The sequence below is a fragment of the Oceanobacillus sp. FSL K6-3682 genome, assembly GCF_037976165.1.
GTDB lineage: Bacteria > Bacillota > Bacilli > Bacillales > Amphibacillaceae > Oceanobacillus > Oceanobacillus sojae.
In genome coordinates, this window is record NZ_CP150263.1 from 1,262,079 (window position 1) to 1,281,131 (window position 19,053).

At 37.8% G+C, this 19,053-nt stretch carries 20 protein-coding genes; 16 read left to right on the top strand and 4 right to left on the bottom strand.

The window, feature by feature from the left end; all coding sequences use genetic code 11:
- The first annotated feature begins 34 nt into the window (after positions 1-34).
- The 4 genes from MHH51_RS06480 (at position 35) to MHH51_RS06495 (ending at position 3,159) form a co-directional block, all read left to right on the top strand.
- Positions 35-745 (top strand): ThuA domain-containing protein, encoded by a 711-nt coding sequence (locus MHH51_RS06480; protein ID WP_339285093.1) that lies wholly within the window; start codon positions 35-37, stop codon positions 743-745.
- 28 nt (positions 746-773) lie between these two features.
- Entirely contained in the window at positions 774-1,805 is a 1,032-nt protein-coding gene (locus MHH51_RS06485; protein WP_156988408.1) for a Gfo/Idh/MocA family oxidoreductase, read from the top strand.
- A 74-nt stretch (positions 1,806-1,879) separates the two neighbouring features.
- Positions 1,880-2,176, top strand: a complete 297-nt coding sequence (locus MHH51_RS06490) for a Gfo/Idh/MocA family oxidoreductase (RefSeq protein WP_156988406.1) — start codon at positions 1,880-1,882, stop codon at positions 2,174-2,176.
- 14 nt (positions 2,177-2,190) lie between these two features.
- Positions 2,191-3,159 carry a sugar phosphate isomerase/epimerase gene (locus tag MHH51_RS06495; RefSeq protein ID WP_339285097.1) on the top strand — a complete coding sequence of 323 codons (969 nt, stop codon included), beginning with the start codon at positions 2,191-2,193 and terminating at the stop codon, positions 3,157-3,159.
- Positions 3,160-3,359: 200 nt separating this feature from the next.
- On the opposite strand, the gene MHH51_RS06500 is transcribed toward MHH51_RS06495, so the two are convergent.
- The 4 genes from MHH51_RS06500 to MHH51_RS06515 form a co-directional block, all read right to left on the bottom strand.
- The gene (locus MHH51_RS06500; protein ID WP_339233414.1) at positions 3,360-4,565 is read right to left on the bottom strand and encodes an ISL3 family transposase; all 1,206 of its coding nucleotides are present in this window, start codon (positions 4,563-4,565) and stop codon (positions 3,360-3,362) included.
- A 401-nt stretch (positions 4,566-4,966) separates the two neighbouring features.
- Positions 4,967-5,965, bottom strand: a complete 999-nt coding sequence (locus MHH51_RS06505) for an inorganic phosphate transporter (protein WP_147212037.1) — start codon at positions 5,963-5,965, stop codon at positions 4,967-4,969.
- Between the two features lie 15 nt (positions 5,966-5,980).
- The gene (locus tag MHH51_RS06510; RefSeq protein WP_147212036.1) at positions 5,981-6,598 is read right to left on the bottom strand and encodes a DUF47 domain-containing protein; all 618 of its coding nucleotides are present in this window, start codon (positions 6,596-6,598) and stop codon (positions 5,981-5,983) included.
- 564 nt (positions 6,599-7,162) lie between these two features.
- Positions 7,163-7,699, bottom strand: coding sequence for a helix-turn-helix transcriptional regulator (locus tag MHH51_RS06515; RefSeq protein ID WP_339285100.1), 537 nt, complete (start codon positions 7,697-7,699; stop codon positions 7,163-7,165).
- Between the two features lie 337 nt (positions 7,700-8,036).
- Here MHH51_RS06515 and MHH51_RS06520 point away from each other — a divergent pair, with 337 nt between their 5' ends.
- From MHH51_RS06520 to phnE, 12 genes are all read left to right on the top strand, one after another.
- On the top strand, positions 8,037-8,279 hold the full coding sequence (locus tag MHH51_RS06520; RefSeq protein WP_147212034.1) for a hypothetical protein: 243 nt from the start codon (positions 8,037-8,039) through the stop codon (positions 8,277-8,279).
- A gap of 59 nt (positions 8,280-8,338) precedes the next feature.
- A complete protein-coding gene (locus MHH51_RS06525) occupies positions 8,339-8,788 on the top strand; it encodes a GNAT family N-acetyltransferase (RefSeq protein WP_147212033.1) in 450 nt (149 codons plus the stop codon).
- A gap of 261 nt (positions 8,789-9,049) precedes the next feature.
- On the top strand, positions 9,050-9,679 hold the full coding sequence (locus tag MHH51_RS06530) for a helix-turn-helix domain-containing protein (protein ID WP_339285101.1): 630 nt from the start codon (positions 9,050-9,052) through the stop codon (positions 9,677-9,679).
- A gap of 236 nt (positions 9,680-9,915) precedes the next feature.
- Positions 9,916-10,857, top strand: a complete 942-nt coding sequence (locus MHH51_RS06535; protein WP_147212031.1) for an LCP family protein — start codon at positions 9,916-9,918, stop codon at positions 10,855-10,857.
- 220 nt (positions 10,858-11,077) lie between these two features.
- Positions 11,078-11,794: an FAD-dependent oxidoreductase gene (locus MHH51_RS06540; RefSeq protein ID WP_147212030.1), complete on the top strand. Its 717-nt coding sequence runs from the start codon at positions 11,078-11,080 to the stop codon at positions 11,792-11,794.
- Positions 11,795-12,067: 273 nt separating this feature from the next.
- Positions 12,068-12,721: a hypothetical protein gene (locus tag MHH51_RS06545; protein WP_339285102.1), complete on the top strand. Its 654-nt coding sequence runs from the start codon at positions 12,068-12,070 to the stop codon at positions 12,719-12,721.
- A 192-nt stretch (positions 12,722-12,913) separates the two neighbouring features.
- The gene (locus tag MHH51_RS06550) at positions 12,914-13,240 is read left to right on the top strand and encodes a helix-turn-helix transcriptional regulator (protein ID WP_339285103.1); all 327 of its coding nucleotides are present in this window, start codon (positions 12,914-12,916) and stop codon (positions 13,238-13,240) included.
- Positions 13,240-13,788, top strand: a complete 549-nt coding sequence (locus tag MHH51_RS06555) for a DUF2812 domain-containing protein (protein ID WP_147212027.1) — start codon at positions 13,240-13,242, stop codon at positions 13,786-13,788. The genes MHH51_RS06550 and MHH51_RS06555 overlap by 1 nt, the downstream gene beginning before the upstream one ends.
- Before the next feature lie 511 nt (positions 13,789-14,299).
- Positions 14,300-16,189: a heavy metal translocating P-type ATPase gene (locus tag MHH51_RS06560; protein WP_147212026.1), complete on the top strand. Its 1,890-nt coding sequence runs from the start codon at positions 14,300-14,302 to the stop codon at positions 16,187-16,189.
- 296 nt (positions 16,190-16,485) lie between these two features.
- Positions 16,486-17,412: a phosphate/phosphite/phosphonate ABC transporter substrate-binding protein gene (locus MHH51_RS06565; protein ID WP_339285106.1), complete on the top strand. Its 927-nt coding sequence runs from the start codon at positions 16,486-16,488 to the stop codon at positions 17,410-17,412.
- 3 nt (positions 17,413-17,415) lie between these two features.
- Positions 17,416-18,261 carry a phosphonate ABC transporter ATP-binding protein gene (phnC, locus tag MHH51_RS06570; protein WP_339285107.1) on the top strand — a complete coding sequence of 282 codons (846 nt, stop codon included), beginning with the start codon at positions 17,416-17,418 and terminating at the stop codon, positions 18,259-18,261.
- Positions 18,258-19,052 carry a phosphonate ABC transporter, permease protein PhnE gene (gene phnE, locus MHH51_RS06575; protein ID WP_339285108.1) on the top strand — a complete coding sequence of 265 codons (795 nt, stop codon included), beginning with the start codon at positions 18,258-18,260 and terminating at the stop codon, positions 19,050-19,052. The genes phnC and phnE overlap by 4 nt, the downstream gene beginning before the upstream one ends.
- Position 19,053 lies beyond the last annotated feature (1 nt).

Sequence of the window (19,053 nt, forward strand, 5' to 3'; positions counted from 1 at the left end):
ATGACACAAATAAGATAATACGAGGAGAATAAATATGAATATAGTTGTATGGAATGAAAATAGACACGAAAAAACAAATGAAACAGTAGCTTCTATTTATCCAGATGGTATTCATGGAGCCATCGCCAACTTTTTAAAAGAAGCAGGACATGATGTCACAACAGCTACTCTGGATGAACCGGAACATGGGTTGACTGAAGAATTATTAGAGAAGACAGATGTTTTAATATGGTGGGGGCATATGGCGCACGGAGAAGTGCAAGATGACATAATTGAGAGGGCCAAGCAGCGTGTTTTAGATGGTATGGGATTAATTGCACTTCATTCAGCGCATTTTTCTAAAATATTTAAATCTTTAATGGGTACAGGCTGTGATTTAAAATGGCGTGAATCGAACGATAAAGAGCGTGTTTGGAATGTGGACCCATCTCACCCAATCGCCAGGGGCGTTGGTGAATATTTTGAAATTGAAAAAGAAGAAATGTATGGAGAGCATTTTGATATTCCGGCACCGGATGAGCTGATTTTTGTCAGCTGGTTTACCGGCGGAGAAGTATTCCGCAGCGGGGCAACCTTTAAACGCGGCAAAGGAAAAATATTCTATTTCCGGCCCGGCCATGAAACCTATCCGACTTATCATCAGACTGAGGTACAGCAAATAATTAGAAACGCTGTAGAGTGGGCGCAAAATCAAGATACACCTAAGCATACGTATGGCAATGTTCAACCAGTTGAACAAGGATAAATAATATGAGATAGAGGGGGAAATAAGTATGATATTAAATATAGCAGTTATCGGATGCGGGAGCATTGCAAAGTATCGCCATTTACCGGAATACGCACAGAACAAACATGTTAACATTGCAGCTGTCTGCGACATTGTCGGGGAACGTGCGGAAAAAGCAGCCCTACAATTTGATGCCAAAGCTTATACGGATTATAAAGAGCTTCTAAAAAGCGAAAAAATTGATGCAGTAAGTGTGTGTTTACCTAACTATTTACACGCACCTGTGAGCATTGATGCGCTAAATGCAGGCGTGCATGTGCTTTGCGAAAAGCCGATGGCAACCTCTGAAGAAGAAGCGGATAAAATGATTGAAGCAGCGGAAAGAAACGGTAAGAAATTGATGATTGGGCATAATCAGCGTTTTGTAGCTTCTCATCAAAAGGCAAAAGAATTAATTGAATCAGGAGCTATTGGAAAAATCTACAGCTTCCGTACAGCATTTGGACATGGTGGTCCTGAAGGATGGAGTGCAGATGGAAAGGACAGCTGGTTCTTTCAAAAAGATAAAGCTTTCATCGGCGCAATGGGGGATTTAGGCGTACATAAAGCAGATTTAATCCGTTATCTGTTACAGGATGAGTTTGTGGAAGTCGGTGCCTTTGTGGAAACAAGTGCGAAGGAGGGCACAGATGTAGATGATAATGCAGCCTTAATTCTGAAATCGAAAAAAGGCACGATTGGTACGTTAGCAGCAAGCTGGGCATATACAGCGAAAGAAGATAATTCAACCATCATTTACGGTGAGAAAGCGATGCTCCGCTTAGAAGATGATCCAGCCTATTCTTTGGTGGCTCAATATGCGAATGGAGAAGTCGTAAAGTATGAACTTGGTGCGATTCAGTCTAATGACGAAGGCGGACAGACGACAACACATGTAATTGATCATTTTATCGAATCCATTCAAAACGATACAACGCCATTAATTAATGGCGAAGAAGGAAAGAAATCGTTAGCAATTATCCTGGGGGCATTGGAATCAGTTCAAACGAAAAGAATCTATTCATTGGAGAAGTTATGACACTGAAGCGGTTGATGCCGATGACCATGTGAGCGCGTATATCCGTTTTGATAACTAGAGCACGCTTTTTTTGAATGTTCCTGGGCAGCGAAGATCAGACACATATTTCGATATCCGGAGATAAAGGCAGTTTAAGTGTTTTTCCTTATGAGGTCTATCAGCCAAAGTATGGAAAAATGATGGAAACACATACAGAAATAATAGAAGATCATCACCAGGCAGGTATATTACAAGCGAAGAATTTTATTGATGCTTGTTTAGGAAAAGAATCACTAAAGAGCAGCCCTGAAGAAGCATTACGCGTAACGAAGGTAATCGATGCTATTTACGAAAGCAGTGAGCAAGGAAAAAGCATTTTTCTATCATACTAGGGGAGGTAAAGTTAATGAAACTAGGTGTATTTACCGTTTTATTTGCAGAAAAAAAGTTTGAGGACATGCTGGACTATGTAAAGGACGCCGGATTAGATGCGGTGGAGATCGGAACAGGCGGAAACCCGGGGGCAGCACATTGTCAAATTGATGAGCTCTTAGAAAATAGTGAGAAGCGAAAAGAATTCAAGGATAAGGTGGAATCACGGGGATTAACAATTAGTGCATTCAGCTGTCATGATAACCCTGTTTCACCGAATAAAGCACATGCAAAAGCCAGTCATGAAGCTTTTGTAAAAACGGTTCGTCTGGCAGAAATGCTCGATGTTCCTGTAGTGAATACTTTCTCCGGGACACCGGGGTCTAATGTAGATTCTAAGTACCCGAATTGGCCGGTCACACCATGGCCAACGGAATATTCCGATATTTTGAAATGGCAATGGGAGGAAAAATTAATTCCATATTGGAAAGAACAAGGACAATTTGCTGAGGATCATGGTGTGAAGGTCGGTTTAGAGCTGCATGCAGGTTTCTTAGTCCATACACCGCATACAATGTTAAAGCTTCGTGAAGCAACAAATGATGCTATTGGTGCGAATCTTGACCCAAGTCACCTATGGTGGCAGGGAATTGATCCTGTTGCAGCAATTAAAATTCTGGGGAAAGCAGGAGCGATTCACCATTTCCATGCGAAGGATACCTATATTGATCAGGATAATGTCAACATGTACGGCTTAACCGACATGCAGCCGTATGGAGATGTGCAGACCAGGGCCTGGAGCTTTCGCTCGGTAGGGTATGGGCATAGTATTCAGGAGTGGTCAAATATTGTAAGTGCATTAAGAACGTACGGGTATGATTATGTGATTAGTATCGAGCATGAAGATCCGATTATGTCTATTGATGAAGGTTTTCATGCAGCAGTGAAAAATCTGAAACAGGTGAATATGGAAGAAGCACCAGCAGCAATGTGGTGGGCTTAGATTGAGAGAAGGTTTAATATGTTATACAAGGAAAAGAGGCCACCATAAAATATGTAGAGATTGGCAATAAGTAATGCCATCAGAATAAAGTCTTACTAGCCCAATCCAGCTAAAAATTTATTTTTTCTGGATTGGGATTTTTTTCTCAAAAAAACGGTTCTATGTCAAATGTGGTGGTGGAATATCATTCCTCCACCTCTTTATTTATAAGCTTGCTTTAAGACAAGCTTTACCTCTTGTTGCCATAGAATTTTCTTTCTCATTCGATCAAACTGTTTAATCCCATAAGATAATCTTTTTAATACTTTAATCGTATTATTAACGCCTTCTATGTAGCCATTATTAAAGGGATACATAAAAGAATGCAGAATTTCTTGTTGCCATCTTTTAAATGTACGTGCGACACGATGAAATCCCTCTAACGCGGATGCATTCAACTTCTCCAGGCACGCTTCTAATCCAGCAGTTGCGTTGTGCGCATCACTTTCCTTAAACCACGTATCCAATTCATGCTTTAAACCATAAGCTTCCTTTAAGCGGGGATCTATCCTTAATAATTGCTCGACTTTCTTCTTCTGATCATCTGAACAGGTTGTCCATGATTTCCACAGAAGTTTTTTGGAACGTTTCATTCGAATTCGATCTTTCTTGGGCAGCTCCTTTTGAACTTCACGGCGGACCTCATCTAGAGCCCAATAGGCCTGACGCATAAAGTGAAAACGGTCAGCGATAATCAGAGGATTTCCCAGTGCTTTTCGAATTGCTTGTTTAAACGCTTGAGATAAATCCATTACTACCATTTCTACTTTACCTGTATCACAGGACTTTAAGTACGCTTCAATGGTTTCCACTTTTCGATTTGGCAAGATATCGATAATTCTTCGGTTCTCCACATCGACCACATTCAATTGAAACCTCTCTCCATCCGCGTCACCTTTAAACTCATCGATCGCAATGACTCGCGGCAACACTTTGCTGGTAGTTAACTCCTTCTGATCAAACCACCGTAAGACACGATTCACTGTTACTCCGGTTACTAGCGCCGCTGTACGAAAGGAACTCACCGCTGCATGCATCATCGCTGTCGTTTGCACACTCGCCATACAACGTTGATACCGATGAATCATTTGTAGACGCTCATAAAATGTGTGATGACACGACGTGCAAATATAACGTCGTTTTCGCAGGGAAAGATGAACTTCCTTGGTTGTAAACGCTGGTCCTTGAATGCTTTGCCAACGATAGCCATGTATCCGCTTGGTTCTTTTACGGCAAAAAGGACATTTCTGCATACGCTGTTTCGTGAATAATTCTGCAATAAAATAACTTTCTTCTTCTCTGATATCCCACACATCTACATGCGTATCTTTAATTCCTAACAACTCTGTGATAAAATGATGATGCACTCTTTTCCTCTCCCATTCCTTTTGTCTCGACAACTCAAGGTTACCAGAGAGAGGAAATAGAGTGTATTTTTTTGTCTCCGTTCCATCTGGCGATGGAACGGAGGGCACCACCACATTCAGTATAGAGCCAAAAAAACTGCTAACTTTAACGATAAAACAAAAAGTCTTCCCTGTTTAAGGAAAGACCCGATTAGAAAAATATTAAGACTTTTCGCTAAGCTTTATAATGAAGATCAGAGATACTTTGCTCTTCATTATAAAGCAGTGGAAGGTATTGCTTATTTTGAACTGGCTTTTTATGTTTAGATTACAACAAAAGTCAGCCTCAATCTGGTCCTTAGATTAAGCAGAAAACCACTATCCTTAATTGTTTAACAGCCATAATGAGAACCAAACAATCTTTATAGGAAGAAATTCAAAATATAATAAATAACTCCACCTAATGTAGCGGTAATCGGCAAGGTGATTACCCACGTAACAACCATCCGTTTTGCTACACCCCAGTTAACACCCTTGGGCCGATGAGAAGCTCCAACCCCTAAGATACCGGATGAAATAACATGGGTTGTACTTACAGGTAAATGAATAAGTGTTGCTCCGAAGATAACGGCAGCGCCAGTAAGGTCAGCTGCAACGCCGTTTACTGGACGGATTTTCATAATTTTTCCGCCAACCGTTTTAATGATTCGCCATCCGCCTACAGAAGTTCCAAGTGCCATTGCTGCAGCACAGGAAACTTGTACCCAAAATGGGATATCTGTGGTTGTGTGCATACCTCCGACAATCAATGCCATGGTAATAATCCCCATCGATTTTTGCGCATCATTCGTACCATGAGCGAAGGATTGCACAGATGCAGTTAATACCTGCACAAGTCGGAATCGTTTGTTTGTCTTTGCTAAATTACTGTTTTTAAAAATAACTTTAATAATCCCATACAGGATAAACCCGACTACAAAAGCTAAAACAGGGGAGAAAATCAAGGCTTCAAGTATAGAGAGGAATCCTTGGAAATGAATCGCATCAAACCCTGCTGACACAATAACTGCACCAGTTATGGCACCGATAATTGCGTGAGATGAGCTGCTTGGGATTCCTGCATACCACGTAACCAGATTCCAGATAATCGCCGCAATCAAAGCGGCTAAAATGACGGCCAGTCCATTATCCAATTTAAATGGGTCGGTAATGCCGCTGGTAATCGTTTGAGCGACACCAGTAAAGGTTAATGCTCCGACAAAATTCATTACAGCAGCCAATATAATTGCTCTCCTGGGTGTCAGGGCTTTCGTTGATACAGATGTTGCAATTGCATTTGCTGTATCGTGAAACCCGTTTATAAAGTCAAAGAGAAGAGCAAAAATTACAATCAATACAATAATTACAGTAAGAAACTCCATATTTTAACCACACTTTTACGCATTTTTCATAATGATGCTTTGTAATGTACTTGCTACGTTTTGACAATAATCGGCTATCTCTTCCAGAATTTCATAAATTTCTTTATACTGGATTACTTTAATGGCATCCTTTTCTTTTTGGAATAAATTCCTTAAGGATTCACGATATAACTCGTCACAGTTACTTTCATAATCTTTAATACGGATAGCATGCTCTTCCACATCTTTTAATTGATAATTCGCGATCAATTCCATTGATGTCAAAATTTCTTTGGAGCATTTTAGTATATAATTTGTAAATTGATCGATGTAATCATCGGAAGATATTATATTATAAATATCCATTCTGGAAGAGAAATCCTCCATTCCATCCATAATATCATCCAGATTATTTACAAGCTGGAGAATATCCTCCCTTTCAATAGGAGTAATAAAAGCCTGATTTAAATCTTTAATGATTTCATGAACTTTATCATCGGCAATGGATTCATGTTTTTTTATGGTATCGGAAAACTGTTGCAGTGTATCCGAATCTTTCACCTTAAAATGAAAGAAATAATCTGCCGTTTCATGTAAGTGCTTTGCGAAATCAACGAGATAAAGGGAAAATTTATCTGGTTTTTTCTTGAACATATTTTTTAACCTCCATATTAACAAAAGAAAACTTAGTATCCTTGATTATTATATATTTTTAATCCGCGTTTTGCACGAAATAAAAAAATAGCTGTCCGATTTTGTCGATTTTTCGTCACGAATTTCATTATACACTTTCATTGGATATTTTGTCGCTATCAAGTGAAGAATATCCAAAATTTTTTCTTATCTTTTTGCCGTTGGCCGATCATATTTATTTTCAATCTGGAAACTTCTATTATATATGCCCTGAAAAAATCCGCTTAAGTAGAAGGGAAATCATAAAAATATTACTTCAACCAGCATGTCCTAGACTTGGTTTATCTAATGTTATGGATTTTTAATCGCTGTAAGTTATAAGGAGAATGGCGAAGTATTTGGAGGAAACAAAAAATCCATCTTTCTCAAGATGGATTATAAATAGGAAAGTATTCTAATGGAATAAGGGAACTGGCCGTATAAAAGTATAATTAATAACACTTGTTCAAAATGGGTACAGTAAATAGAGATAAATTCTAGTCTTATATAGATAAGACAGATTGTTTTGTTTTTAAAAATTTATCATCATTTACCATCCTTTTTAAATGCTTCTTTCTCCATCAATCTTAAGTTCATTACTTTGTTATTTCTCAGCTCTTTGGATGTTTTAGTTAAATAATCATTTAATCTTTTTTTATAAAGGTATTCAGCGACTTCTCTAAAATGGTCATTTTCCCATGCAAAGTGATTTATAATTTCATGTAAAACTTTAGCTTCTTGCTTTTCTTCTCCATCCTCTTTATATTTTTCTGCCTTTGCCCATAAATCTTCAACTATTGTCATTTCCTGTTCCAAACCTTTTATGGAATATTCTAATTGATCAGGGCTCTCTGCTACCCATTGTAACCGTTGTGAATCCTCCAATAGCAGTTCGTTAGGAGTTGTATATAGTTCGTTACATATTTTGACTAACAGTGAAAAGGAAGGAGAGAAAACACCGCGTTCTATTTTGGAAATGGTCTGTTTTATAGCTCCTACTTTGTTCGCTAATTCTTCTTGTGTAAGCTGACGTTCGTTTCTAATTCTTTTGATATTCTTTCCTACATTTTTATCGATGCTCATTTAATTACCTCTCCTTATGAAACAATATAATTTATTTTGATAAAAGAGAACGTACGTTTGTTTTTATAACTAAATATGTTATAATAAATTTAAAGTAACCTATAAAGTTATTTTTAAATAAAAAATAAAAGAGGTGATTTTGAATAACCCCAATTATCACCAAATATAATTTGATAGAAATTGAATGATGCGACAACTATTGAACGAATTAAATTGATCATCTTACTGGAATTTGATAACAAGTTTATTTTCATTTCTTTAATAAAAGATTATCTATTCACAGAAAGTATAACATGAAAGATATTGACTAAGGAATCTTCTTAGGGAGAGTGATAAAATGACATCAGAAAAAACACCAAAAGATTTATTAATAGACAAATTAAGCCGTAAATTAGATTTTGCAGAAATGGCAGAGAAATTACTTCATGTGACTTATAACCTGGCTTCAGATAAATTATATACAATAGATGATGCACTTCCTGAGTTAATAAGAATTATTAGATTATTGGATTATGAACAGGAAAGCATAATGGATGATATAATCCGCTTAGAGGGAGCGGTATTTGAACAAAATGAGTAAAAAAGCAGATTTTGCAGATCCAGATATTCTGTTCGTTATATTATGAGGAGGTATACAATATGATTTTTCGGAAGGCTCAAAAAGAAGATCTGTCTATAATTGTCCGCTTATTAGCTGATGATGCATTAGGTTCCGGACGTGAAAGGTATGAAGAGCCATTACCGGAGGAATACTATCAAGCTTTTGATGCGATAGAAGCGCAAACAGGCAATCAAATTCTTTTAGCCATTGAAGATAAAACGGTAATCGGATGTCTTCAATTAACCATTATACCCGGATTAGCAAGAAAAGGGATGAAGCGTGCGCAAATAGAGGGCGTACGTATTGACAAGAATTTTCGTGGGAAAGGAATAGGAGAGGCTTTGTTTAAAGAAGCAATTGCTATTGCAAAAGCTGAAAAATGCGGTCTTGTACAGCTGACAACAGATAAGCAGCGGGATGATGCACATCGCTTTTACAAAAAATTAGGATTTTCAGCAAGTCATGAAGGAATGAAGCTAGTTTTTTAAGTAATAAAATGAAGATACTCATATAAAAGGGTGCAATCCTGTAAAACAGGGATTTGCGCCCTTATTTAGTTTTTTAATTCGTTGACATAATGTCAACATTCGTATATATTATCTAATAGATTATTATTAGAATACCTAGGTGATTATATTTAAAATGATGTAGAAAAAATATTAGCAGTGTGTGCCTTTTGTGGACTGTCTTAATTCGGAATACATGCATCGTGACCAATCATCAAATATATAAATGGAAGGATAATGCATATGACTGCGGACAATTTCGGAAATAGATTAAAAGAGTTATTGCATACCCGTGCAATGTCGATAAGAAAATGCAGTGAGCACACTGGCATAGATAAAGCGACCATTTCACGTATTATCAATGGAAAACGTAAAGCAAACATTCAGCATTTAGAGAAATTTGCTTCCTATTTGGATGTACCACTGGCGGAGCTTATGGAGGCTGCCGGTTATCCGATCCGTTCAGCAGAATCACAAGGCACTTCGGATATGTATACATCTGTAAAAGAGATTCAGCAAACGCTAAAAGCATCAGAGCTTTATGATGGTAATTTTAGTATGGATGAGGTTCAACAGCAATTAGGCAGTTATGAAAAATACGCTCAAACAGAAGAAGGAAAACAAATCATCCACAATAAATTTAAGAAAAAGATTGATGAAGTAGGCAGTATTGGACCATTTATCAAACAGCTGAAGAATTTTTATGCCCAATTTGAGCAATATAAGGGGACACCCTTCACGCTTACAATTATGGGAGGCGTACTATTGTACTTTATTACACCGGTAGATGTTGTCCCGGATTATATCTTTCCGATTGGATATATGGATGATGCTGTTGCTGTACAAATTGCTTTAAAATCACTTTCCAATTAAAGAGGAAGTTCAAAAAGTCATCAAATGATAAGCGGCGAGATAATGAATTTCCACAGGAAGTGCGTTGACGTGGATTTTTCGATGGGCTGGGACTGGGACTGCGATTACTCGTCCCACCGAAGAGCTTTTGCGATTACTCGCCCCATCGAAAAGAGTTTGCGATTACTTGTCAGAATAAAAAAACGATGTCTACTTTTTGAACCCTCGATTAAAGAAAAATACAAGGAGCGTTACATATGAAAAGACGTGAAAGAAAATCTGCGAAACGTAAATGGAGACGTCGTGTCCTGTTGTTTATTTTTGTATGTATTATTGCAGTGGGAGCTTATGCCATAACGCAATACTACCAAGGTTTATCAATAGCAAAAGAAGGCCCATACAAAGATGACGGCACAACCTTTGTTCCTTTTGAAGGTTCAGAACCGCAATTTGGAGAAATCAATGTTTTAATGATTGGCAGTGATACTCGCGGGGAAGAACGTGGTCTTTCCGATACGATTATGATTGCCCATTATAATCAGGACACACATGACATTAAACTTGCCTCTATTATGCGTGATACTTATGTAGAGATCCCTGGACACGGAATGCAGAAGATTAATGCTGCCTTTGCATTTGATGGTCCCGAGCTGCTCAGACAGACGCTGAAGCAAAATTTTGATATAGATTTGAATTATTATGCTGTTGTCGATTTTGAAGGTTTTTCAAAAATCACAGACATTATTGCACCAAATGGTATAGAAGTGGACGTCCCGCATCAAATGTCAGAAGGTATCGGTATGACACTTGAACCGGGCAGACAAGTATTAAATGGCGATGAGCTGCTTGGGTATGTACGTTTTCGTAAAGACGCAGACGGTGATTATGGAAGAGTACAGCGGCAGCAGGAAGCAATTACCAAGCTGAAGGACGAAGCGGTTAGTCTTCATGGTTTGGTGAAATTGCCAAAGCTGTTAGGGGTTGCTGATCCGTACGTTGACACAAATGTAGATAATAAAACCATTCTTACAATAGGCAAAGGATTAATTTCCGGAAGCGATCATCCAATGGAAACCTTAAGAATTCCTGTAGATAATTCTTTTTGGAATGCCCGTACAGACGCTGGAGCTGTATTGGAAATTGATATAGAGCAAAATAAACAGGCACTGCAGGAGTTTTTATCAGGGGATACTGAATAGAAAAAGTTATCAGTCCAGACTCTAATGAATTTGTGCAAGTATAAGACAAGGCGCTATCCTGACATAGTAAGGGTTAGCGTCTTTTTTATGAACTATTTTAAGAAGCTTGCCTGTTTGCATATAGAAAAATAAGGGTAAAAATATTATATAACAAAATTATGGCTTACGATCAGCCTCTTTCTAAGAAAAAGATTTACTCTATGAAAAGGAGTGATTGGAAATGACAAACAGCAAGATTAAATTAAAGAAAAAAGAATTAGTTGCGAAAGATACAATGGCTTTCCATTGGGAAATGCCAGAAGGATTTGAATTTAAAGCAGGCCAGCTGACGCACATCAAACTAATCAATCCAAGTGAGATAGATGAGGAAGGAACAAAAAGAGCATTATCATTCGTTTATGGACCAAGTGAAAATGAATTAGTTACGACAACCCGTCTGAGAGATACCGCTTTTAAACGGGAGTTAAAAAATCTTCCAGAAGGCAGTGAAGTTGAGTTTGATGGGGCAAATGGAAGCTTTACCCTGCATAAAACGGAATCAACCCCAGCTGTATTTATTATTGGCGGTATTGGTATAACTCCTATTCGAAGCATGATTGCGGAGGCAACAAATCAGAAAACAGGTCATGACCTTACGTTGCTGTATTCGAATAAAACGCCGGAGGATGCGCCGTTTTTATCTGACTTGGAGGATTTGGAAAAAAGAAATCCTAATTTTAACTTTGTCCCGGTCATGACGAGAGCAGAGGCCGGCGAATGGGACGGAGAGCGTGGGCATATTGATGCGGAACTGCTTAAACGCCATGTCTCAGATGTCAATAAACCAATCTATTATTTGTCCGGACCTGGTGATATGGTAGAAGCAATGCAGAAAATGCTTGTGGAAGCCGGTGTAAATGAAGACAATATTCGTTCAGAGGAGTTTGCAGGCTATTAAGAGAGATGAACTGCCTTTTTAATCATGCAGTATTCAAAACTTCTCAGTATGTTAACTAATATAAACCAAGTGAAATGATTTAGACTCAAACGAGCTGGAAAAGATACCAATCTAGTATCTTTTCCAGCTCGTTTTGTGCTTTATAAGAATATAACAAGTATTCTCTTATCTATCTGTTTAATTGATTAAAAAATACTATTGCCAGGTAATACAGAATCTGTATATGATAATAACAACTTCTCCTCTGTACGGAGATAAAAGAAGGAGCAGATTATGATAACAGATGAAATTCTTTCTACTCTTTTTGTAGTTGGCGGCTGTGTTGTACTTTTTATCATTATTTATATTTTCAGTAAAATACCCGGTTCCGGCCTTATTTTTGGGCTTATTCGAAGACTTTTCTTAATTCTCTGGAGTATTGTTGTTTTATGTCTCACCTTTTTTATGTTTTTTATGGTCGGTTATATGGTTATTGTATTCTTCACTTTTAACGGAAGTGAAGAAGGAATTCTGTTCCAGGGCGAGCCAATAAACTTTCTTATTGGTGATAATGCGAAGGATGCAGTATTTTTTACAATGCTCTATGCAGGGTTTTGTCTCGTGTCTGTGTATATTATTTCCTTTATCCTGGTGATGGGGCGGAAAGTTACACGTATCAGCGGCAGATTTCATGCTGAAATCATTTTAGTTATTATGATAGGCCTGTTGTTTACTGTTTTCCCTATTGTAGTTGAGGCTATTTTGCCAGATTTTGAAGTTGGACGTTATGGGAGGTATGCACTTGGTGTATTGCCGCTGATGATGTATATTCAGGCACAAATAAAAAGAGCCAGAGAGCGCAGGGGACACGGACGCTATCTTTCTCGTAAGGAGCGATTTTACAGGGATTTAGATGAGAAACAGTCAAATAGAGCGGGGAAACAATAAATTATTTTATATCGGTTGTAAAGGTATAAAGAAAATGATAGGAATGGAAAAGCCTCATTTATCAGGTTTATCGTGATGATAGACTTTGTAAATGAGGTTTTTTATATCGTTGACAGTTATATCGGGTCGCGATATAATATATTGTATCGGAATACGATATAACGTAGGTAGATATAAAAAGGAGATAATAAGATGCAAAATGAACAGATAGCTTTAACAGAAGCGATTTATTATACGCTGCTTTCCCTGTATGAGCCTCTCCATGGCTACGGTATTATGCAGAAAGTAGAGAAGATGTCGGAAGGAAGAGTAACCCTGGCAGCAGGGACGTTATACGGAGCTTTAAATAACCTCTTAAAAAAGGGCTGGATTGAAGCATTACCAAAAAGCGTCAACAATCGCAAAAAAGAATACCTTATTACCACGCAAGGAAAGGAAATAGTGGAGATGGAGCTGTTAAGATTGCAGGAGCTTATTGACAATGGAATGAAAATAGTTGAATCCGGAGGTGAGAAATAATGGAGAAAAAAATAAAAAAACTATTCACCGTTTGGAAATTTGCAGAAGAAGAACAGTGGCTAAACGAAATGGCTGCAGATGGCTGGGAATTGACCAAAGTAAATGTACCTCAGTATACATTTAAAAAGAGCACTCCTAATGAATATATATACAGATTAGAACTACTTGATCCAAAATTATCGAAAAAAGAACGTGAAGATTATATCGATTTTATTGAAGAAACTGGCGCGGAGAAAATTGGTGAGTTTTCTAATTGGATTTATTTTCGTAAAAAGTCCGAACTGGGAACATTTAATCTTTTCTCTGATTTGGATTCAAGAATTGGTCATTTAAAGAGGATGTTCCGCCGCCTTTTGGGAGGATTCATTTCTATTACAGCAGTTCTGCTTTTTCTAATTATTTTAATTGCAAATCAATCTTATTCAATTATTTTACCAATCATCACAGTTACCATATTTGCACTCATTCTGTGCTTGTTCGGATACGGGTTAACCCAAATAAATAATAGAAAAAAAGTACTGGTAGAAGAACGGAAATTCAGAGAGTAAAAAAATACAAGCTTCTTTTATCCCCGATATTCAATTCCATTATCCATCATGAAACAATAAAATGATCTGCCACTTCATGTGAAAAATATCTGAGATTTTGTCTCAGGTATTTTTTATATTCAATAGCGTTGATTACTGCAATTTAAATAAGAAGAATTGGAATTTCTAAAACTGTTCAGCCAGCTCCAACTGCTAAATCGGACAGGTGTCTATCGTTTACATTACTTTATGATTTCTTTAATGCCTTTACATGAGTTTTTCTCTTATTTTTATTTCCCCGGAATTATCTTTTCTTTATTTATGGATACAACTCATCCCACCGAATTTTGATATATGTCTCTTAATTGTGAATTTACCATGCTTTCAATAAAATTTGTCACCATTTCTACAAACAATTAAAAGAAAAGTATGCTATACTATTTATAATAATTATAATTTAATATTTGTTATAAATAAATGAAAATGAGAATCAATATCAGAAATACAAATCGCATTAAAGGAGGCTTATAAAATGGAAGAAATAAAAACAAATCAGTATCCTTTTTTTATACCCAACCTTAAAATACATGGAGAAATAATTGCCGCAGCCATAAGCGGAATCCTTATTTTAATAGCCTGGGTGTTATCCAGCCGTATAGATTATGCTCTATGGGTGAGTTTATTAATTGCTTCTTTTTTGATTGGGGGCTTTGCCAAGGCAAAGGAAGGAATCACAGAAACATATAAGACAAAACAATTAAATGTAGAATTATTAATGATTATTGCAGCAATTGGAGCTGCTTCTATAGGCTATTGGGCAGAAGGAGCTATATTAATTTTTATCTTTTCCTTATCCGGTGCATTGGAAAGCTATACAGAAAATAAAAATAAGAATGAATTGCAAAGTCTGATGCAGCTGCAGCCAGAAACAGCGACCCTGCTAAACGGTGAGGTGGCAGCCATTGACCAATTAAAACCTGGAGATCAGATTACTGTGAAAACAGGAGAAAGAATCCCTGCTGACGGGTTCATTGTCAAAGGTCATACAACAGTTGATGAGAGTGCTTTATCTGGTGAATCAATCCCAATTTCCAAGGAATCAGGCGATGAGGTGTTTGCTGGAACGGTTAATCTTAGCGGCAGTCTTCAAATTGAAATAAATACATTGCCAACGGAGACGATGTTTCAAAAAATTATTGAGTTGGTTCAAAATGCACATGAAGAACGCTCGCCTTCCCAGCAATTTATTGAAAAATTTGAAGGATTGTATGTCAAAATAGTTCTTCTAACAGTCGCGGTGATGATGTTTCTTCCGCATTATCTATTCGGATGGACCTGGACGGATACCGTCTACCGTGCAATGATTTTACTGGTTGTTGCTTCACCTTGTGCTTTAATTGCTTCGATCATGCCGGCAACTTTATCTGCTATTTCCAATGGAGCCCGGCAGGGTATTCTATTTAAAGGCGGCGTCTATGTAGAAGCTTTAGCTAAATTAGATGCTGTTGCTTTAGATAAAACAGGTACGTTAACCAAAGGAGAACCAGTTGTCGTTGATTACTTTATTAATCAAGGGCAGGATACTGCGTATCTGGCAAATATAATCTATATGATGGAAAGTGAATCCATCCACCCGCTGGCTCAGGCAATGAAAAATTGGGCTGATGAACATCGGAAAATCCAAAGGGAGATAACTGCATCTGTACAACATCATAACGGCAGAGGACTGTCAGCGGGAGTAGATGATGACTACTGGATGATCGGTAATGCAGAAATGGTCGGAAAGCAAGAAGCAGATAAGTTTCTACAAACCTTTACTACTCAAGAACAAGCAACGACCAATATCTTTGTGAAAAGGAGTAAAAAAATTATTGCCGTATTTTTGCTGAAGGACACACTTCGGCAGGATGCGGTAGAAGCTATTCAAGAATTACATGGCCTTGGTTTAAGAACGATTATGCTGACTGGTGACAATCAGGCTACAGCAGAAAGCATTGCTCAGGAGGCTGGTATAACAGAGTTCCATGCCAATTGCTTACCGGAGGACAAAGTAAATTACTTAAAGCAGCTGAAACAGCAAAAGCAGCAGACCGCAATGATTGGCGATGGAGTAAATGATGCACCGGCTCTGGCTACAGCAAATATTGGTGTTGCCATGGGGACAGGAAGCGATATTGCTTTAGAAACCGCCAATGTTGTGCTTATGAAAAATAATCTGGCAAAAATGGTAAATGCGATTCGTTTATCTAAAAAAATGAATGCGATTATTAAGCAGAATATCATTTTTTCCCTTGCTGTTATAAGCATTCTGATTGCCAGTAATTTTTTACAGATTATCAATATGCCGCTTGGTGTGATTGGGCATGAGGGGAGCACTATTCTAGTTATTCTAAATGGCTTGCGGATGTTAAAGGGGAATTAAAGAATCGGATAAAAGGCTTTGAGTGTTGATTAGCATTCAAAGCCTTTTTTATTGGATAAAAATATGGTTGTGGCTTTTATCAACCTTACAATAAGTTTACAAAAGTAGTGAATTATCTTAATAAACAGTAAGTATATTAAGAGTTGTAAGTATATAGATACATTGAATATGCAAAAGGAGGACAAAGGATTGTCATTTATTCGCAGACACCAGAAATCATAAATTACTATTTGGAGGGGTCTCACAGCATAATCAGATAAAAGAGCACAATAATTCACATTGAAGGAGCATAAACAATGTATAAAAATTTATTTAAAAGTTTTCTACTTATTGGATTGATTTTATTTTTAGCAGCTTGCGGCAAGACTGGAGAAGCATCCTCCGGGAAAGGGGAAAATGGCGATTGGCCGGAGGAAATAGCTATCGTTCAAATGCCAAATGAAGACAATCCCAATTCACCAACGCTTCATACCCAGCTCAGAGAGCATATTGCAGAAGAAGTCGGTATTGATGTAGTGGAGTATCAGGGAGGAAGTTATGCAGTGGGTATTGAAGCAATGGCGAGCGGGAATATTGATGTGATGCTTGCAAGTCCGATGAGCTATTATCAGGCACAGAAAAAGGCAGGTGCAGAGCTGCTCGTAACACCGCAAGCAGATGATATCCCAGAATATTATACTTCTTTTATTACACAGGGTGATAATGACGATATTAATAGTATAGAAGATTTAGAGGGCAAGAATTTCGCTTTTGTAAATGCAGCGTCCTCCTCTGGTTATCTATATCCAAAGGGGACGCTTGTTCAAGAATTAGATCTTGATCCAGCTTTAATAGAGCAATCTGGATACTTTTTCGAAAATGTAACGTTTACAGAATCTCATCCAAACAGCCTGATGGGGGTAGCCATGGGAGACTTTGATGCGGCAGCAGTTGTTAATGGACAAATTGATCAGATGCTGGAAGCGGCAGATCTTAATCCGGATGATATCAAAATAATTGGCCGTACACAAAGTATTCCTGATGCATCTTATATCATTCGCGGTGACATGCCGGAAGACTTAAAGCAGGCTATTGAAGATGCATTTGTAAGCTTTGAGGATGAAGAATATTTTGAAGCATTACATCAGACGCCGAATGCACGCTTCTATCCGACTGAAGATAACTATTATGAGGAAACGATTGAAATGTTAGAAACGATTAATGCTTTAGAAGGGGCAGAATAATAAATGGAACCATTATTATCCATTAAAGACTTAGTGAAGGTATATGGAAAATCAACACGTGCTTTGAACGGTATTTCCATCGATTTTTATCCTGGTGAATTCATTGTAGTTATTGGTCCTTCCGGTGCTGGTAAGTCTACCTTTATCCGCTGTATTAATCGTCTGATTGATTCAACAGAAGGGAATCTGGTTTTTCATGGAGATAATCTGGAAAAAGCCAGTGGAAGTAAGCTGAGAAAAGAACGCTCGAAAATAGGGATGATTTTTCAGCATTATAATTTAATTGGCAGGACAAATGTGATAAAAAATGTGCTGCATGGCAGATTGCACGATACGCCACTGTACAAAAGTATCTTTGGGCTTTTCAAGCATGAAGATAAAAAGGAAGCAGTAGAGCTTTTAGAAAAAGTAGGTTTAAAAGATCAAATCTACAAGCGTGCTGATGAGCTGTCCGGAGGGCAAATGCAGCGTGTAGGAATTTGCCGTGCGCTGCTGCAAAGACCAAAGTTATTGTTGGCAGATGAGCCGATTGCATCCCTTGATCCAATATCAGCTAATATTGTTATGGAGCAGCTGCATAATATTTCAAAGGAGAAGAAGCTGACATGCATCGTTAATTTGCATCAAGTGGATTATGCGAAGAAATATGCAAGCCGGATTGTCGGCATTAAGAAGGGCAGGGTTGTGTTTGACGGGAAGCCGGCAGAATTATCGGATAACATAATTCGTTCTATTTATGAAGGAAAAGAATCACAAATGACGCTGCAAAATGATGCAGCTCAAACAGGGATATCAACCGGAGTTAAGGAAGGGCCGGCGTTACAATTAACTGGGGGACAGAAGGCATGAGTAATCTCAACCAAAAAATAAAGCTTGATCAGGAAGATTCGAAAAAGCCGTTGTTAATTGCTGCTCTTATCTGTGCAACAATTCTATTTTCTGTAATTTACCTGAAGATATCTATGATTGATATGATGATGGGGCTGCCAAACTTTATTCTCTTTTTCTTCCAGAATTTCTTTCCGCCTAGTCTAGAAAATGTGCAGCAATATATTCCGGCAGTTTTGGATACGATTGGTTATGCTGTGATTGCCACCTTTTTATCAAGCATTCTGGCGCTTATTTTGGGAATTCTTATTTCGGAGAATACGAATAAGTATAAAAGCATCCGCATGATTTGCCGTGCACTTGTCTCAGTTATGCGTAATATTCCCTTTGTTATCTGGGGAGCATTACTCGTCTACATATTTGGATTAGGCGGTATCGTCGGTGTGCTGGCACTGATTTTTGTAACCATCGGATTTTTAGGAAAAAGTTATGCCGAATCCATTGATGAAATCTCTGGTGAAAAATTAGAGGCACTTCGGGCAAACGGCGCATCTTATTTTCAAATTTTATTGCATGGGGTCCTGCCGCAATTTGTCCCTTCATGGATAAACTGGACGTTATTTTCATTTGAGATCAATGTCCGTGCTTCAGTAGTGTTAGGTCTTGTCGGAGCTGGCGGAATCGGTGTCCTGATTGATACAAACATTAATTTATTCAACTATGGTGAGGCATTGGGGATTATTATTGTGATTGTTTCTATCATTCTGTTAACGGAGTTTGTCACCAATACACTTCGTAAAAAACTGATATAAT

Bases quoted from the DNA above. Each gene is read 5' to 3' on its own strand.
- MHH51_RS06480 (WP_339285093.1), top strand. From the start codon at position 35: ATGAATATAGTTGTATGGAATGAAAATAGACACGAAAAAACAAATGAA.
- MHH51_RS06485 (WP_156988408.1), top strand. From the start codon at position 774: ATGATATTAAATATAGCAGTTATCGGATGCGGGAGCATTGCAAAGTAT.
- MHH51_RS06490 (WP_156988406.1), top strand. From the start codon at position 1,880: ATGTTCCTGGGCAGCGAAGATCAGACACATATTTCGATATCCGGAGAT.
- MHH51_RS06495 (WP_339285097.1), top strand. From the start codon at position 2,191: ATGAAACTAGGTGTATTTACCGTTTTATTTGCAGAAAAAAAGTTTGAG.
- MHH51_RS06505 (WP_147212037.1), bottom strand. From the start codon at position 5,965: ATGGAGTTTCTTACTGTAATTATTGTATTGATTGTAATTTTTGCTCTT.
- MHH51_RS06510 (WP_147212036.1), bottom strand. From the start codon at position 6,598: ATGTTCAAGAAAAAACCAGATAAATTTTCCCTTTATCTCGTTGATTTC.
- MHH51_RS06515 (WP_339285100.1), bottom strand. From the start codon at position 7,699: ATGAGCATCGATAAAAATGTAGGAAAGAATATCAAAAGAATTAGAAAC.
- MHH51_RS06520 (WP_147212034.1), top strand. From the start codon at position 8,037: ATGACATCAGAAAAAACACCAAAAGATTTATTAATAGACAAATTAAGC.
- MHH51_RS06525 (WP_147212033.1), top strand. From the start codon at position 8,339: ATGATTTTTCGGAAGGCTCAAAAAGAAGATCTGTCTATAATTGTCCGC.
- MHH51_RS06530 (WP_339285101.1), top strand. From the start codon at position 9,050: ATGACTGCGGACAATTTCGGAAATAGATTAAAAGAGTTATTGCATACC.
- MHH51_RS06535 (WP_147212031.1), top strand. From the start codon at position 9,916: ATGAAAAGACGTGAAAGAAAATCTGCGAAACGTAAATGGAGACGTCGT.
- MHH51_RS06540 (WP_147212030.1), top strand. From the start codon at position 11,078: ATGACAAACAGCAAGATTAAATTAAAGAAAAAAGAATTAGTTGCGAAA.
- MHH51_RS06545 (WP_339285102.1), top strand. From the start codon at position 12,068: ATGATAACAGATGAAATTCTTTCTACTCTTTTTGTAGTTGGCGGCTGT.
- MHH51_RS06550 (WP_339285103.1), top strand. From the start codon at position 12,914: ATGCAAAATGAACAGATAGCTTTAACAGAAGCGATTTATTATACGCTG.
- MHH51_RS06555 (WP_147212027.1), top strand. From the start codon at position 13,240: ATGGAGAAAAAAATAAAAAAACTATTCACCGTTTGGAAATTTGCAGAA.
- MHH51_RS06560 (WP_147212026.1), top strand. From the start codon at position 14,300: ATGGAAGAAATAAAAACAAATCAGTATCCTTTTTTTATACCCAACCTT.
- MHH51_RS06565 (WP_339285106.1), top strand. From the start codon at position 16,486: ATGTATAAAAATTTATTTAAAAGTTTTCTACTTATTGGATTGATTTTA.
- phnC (WP_339285107.1), top strand. From the start codon at position 17,416: ATGGAACCATTATTATCCATTAAAGACTTAGTGAAGGTATATGGAAAA.
- phnE (WP_339285108.1), top strand. From the start codon at position 18,258: ATGAGTAATCTCAACCAAAAAATAAAGCTTGATCAGGAAGATTCGAAA.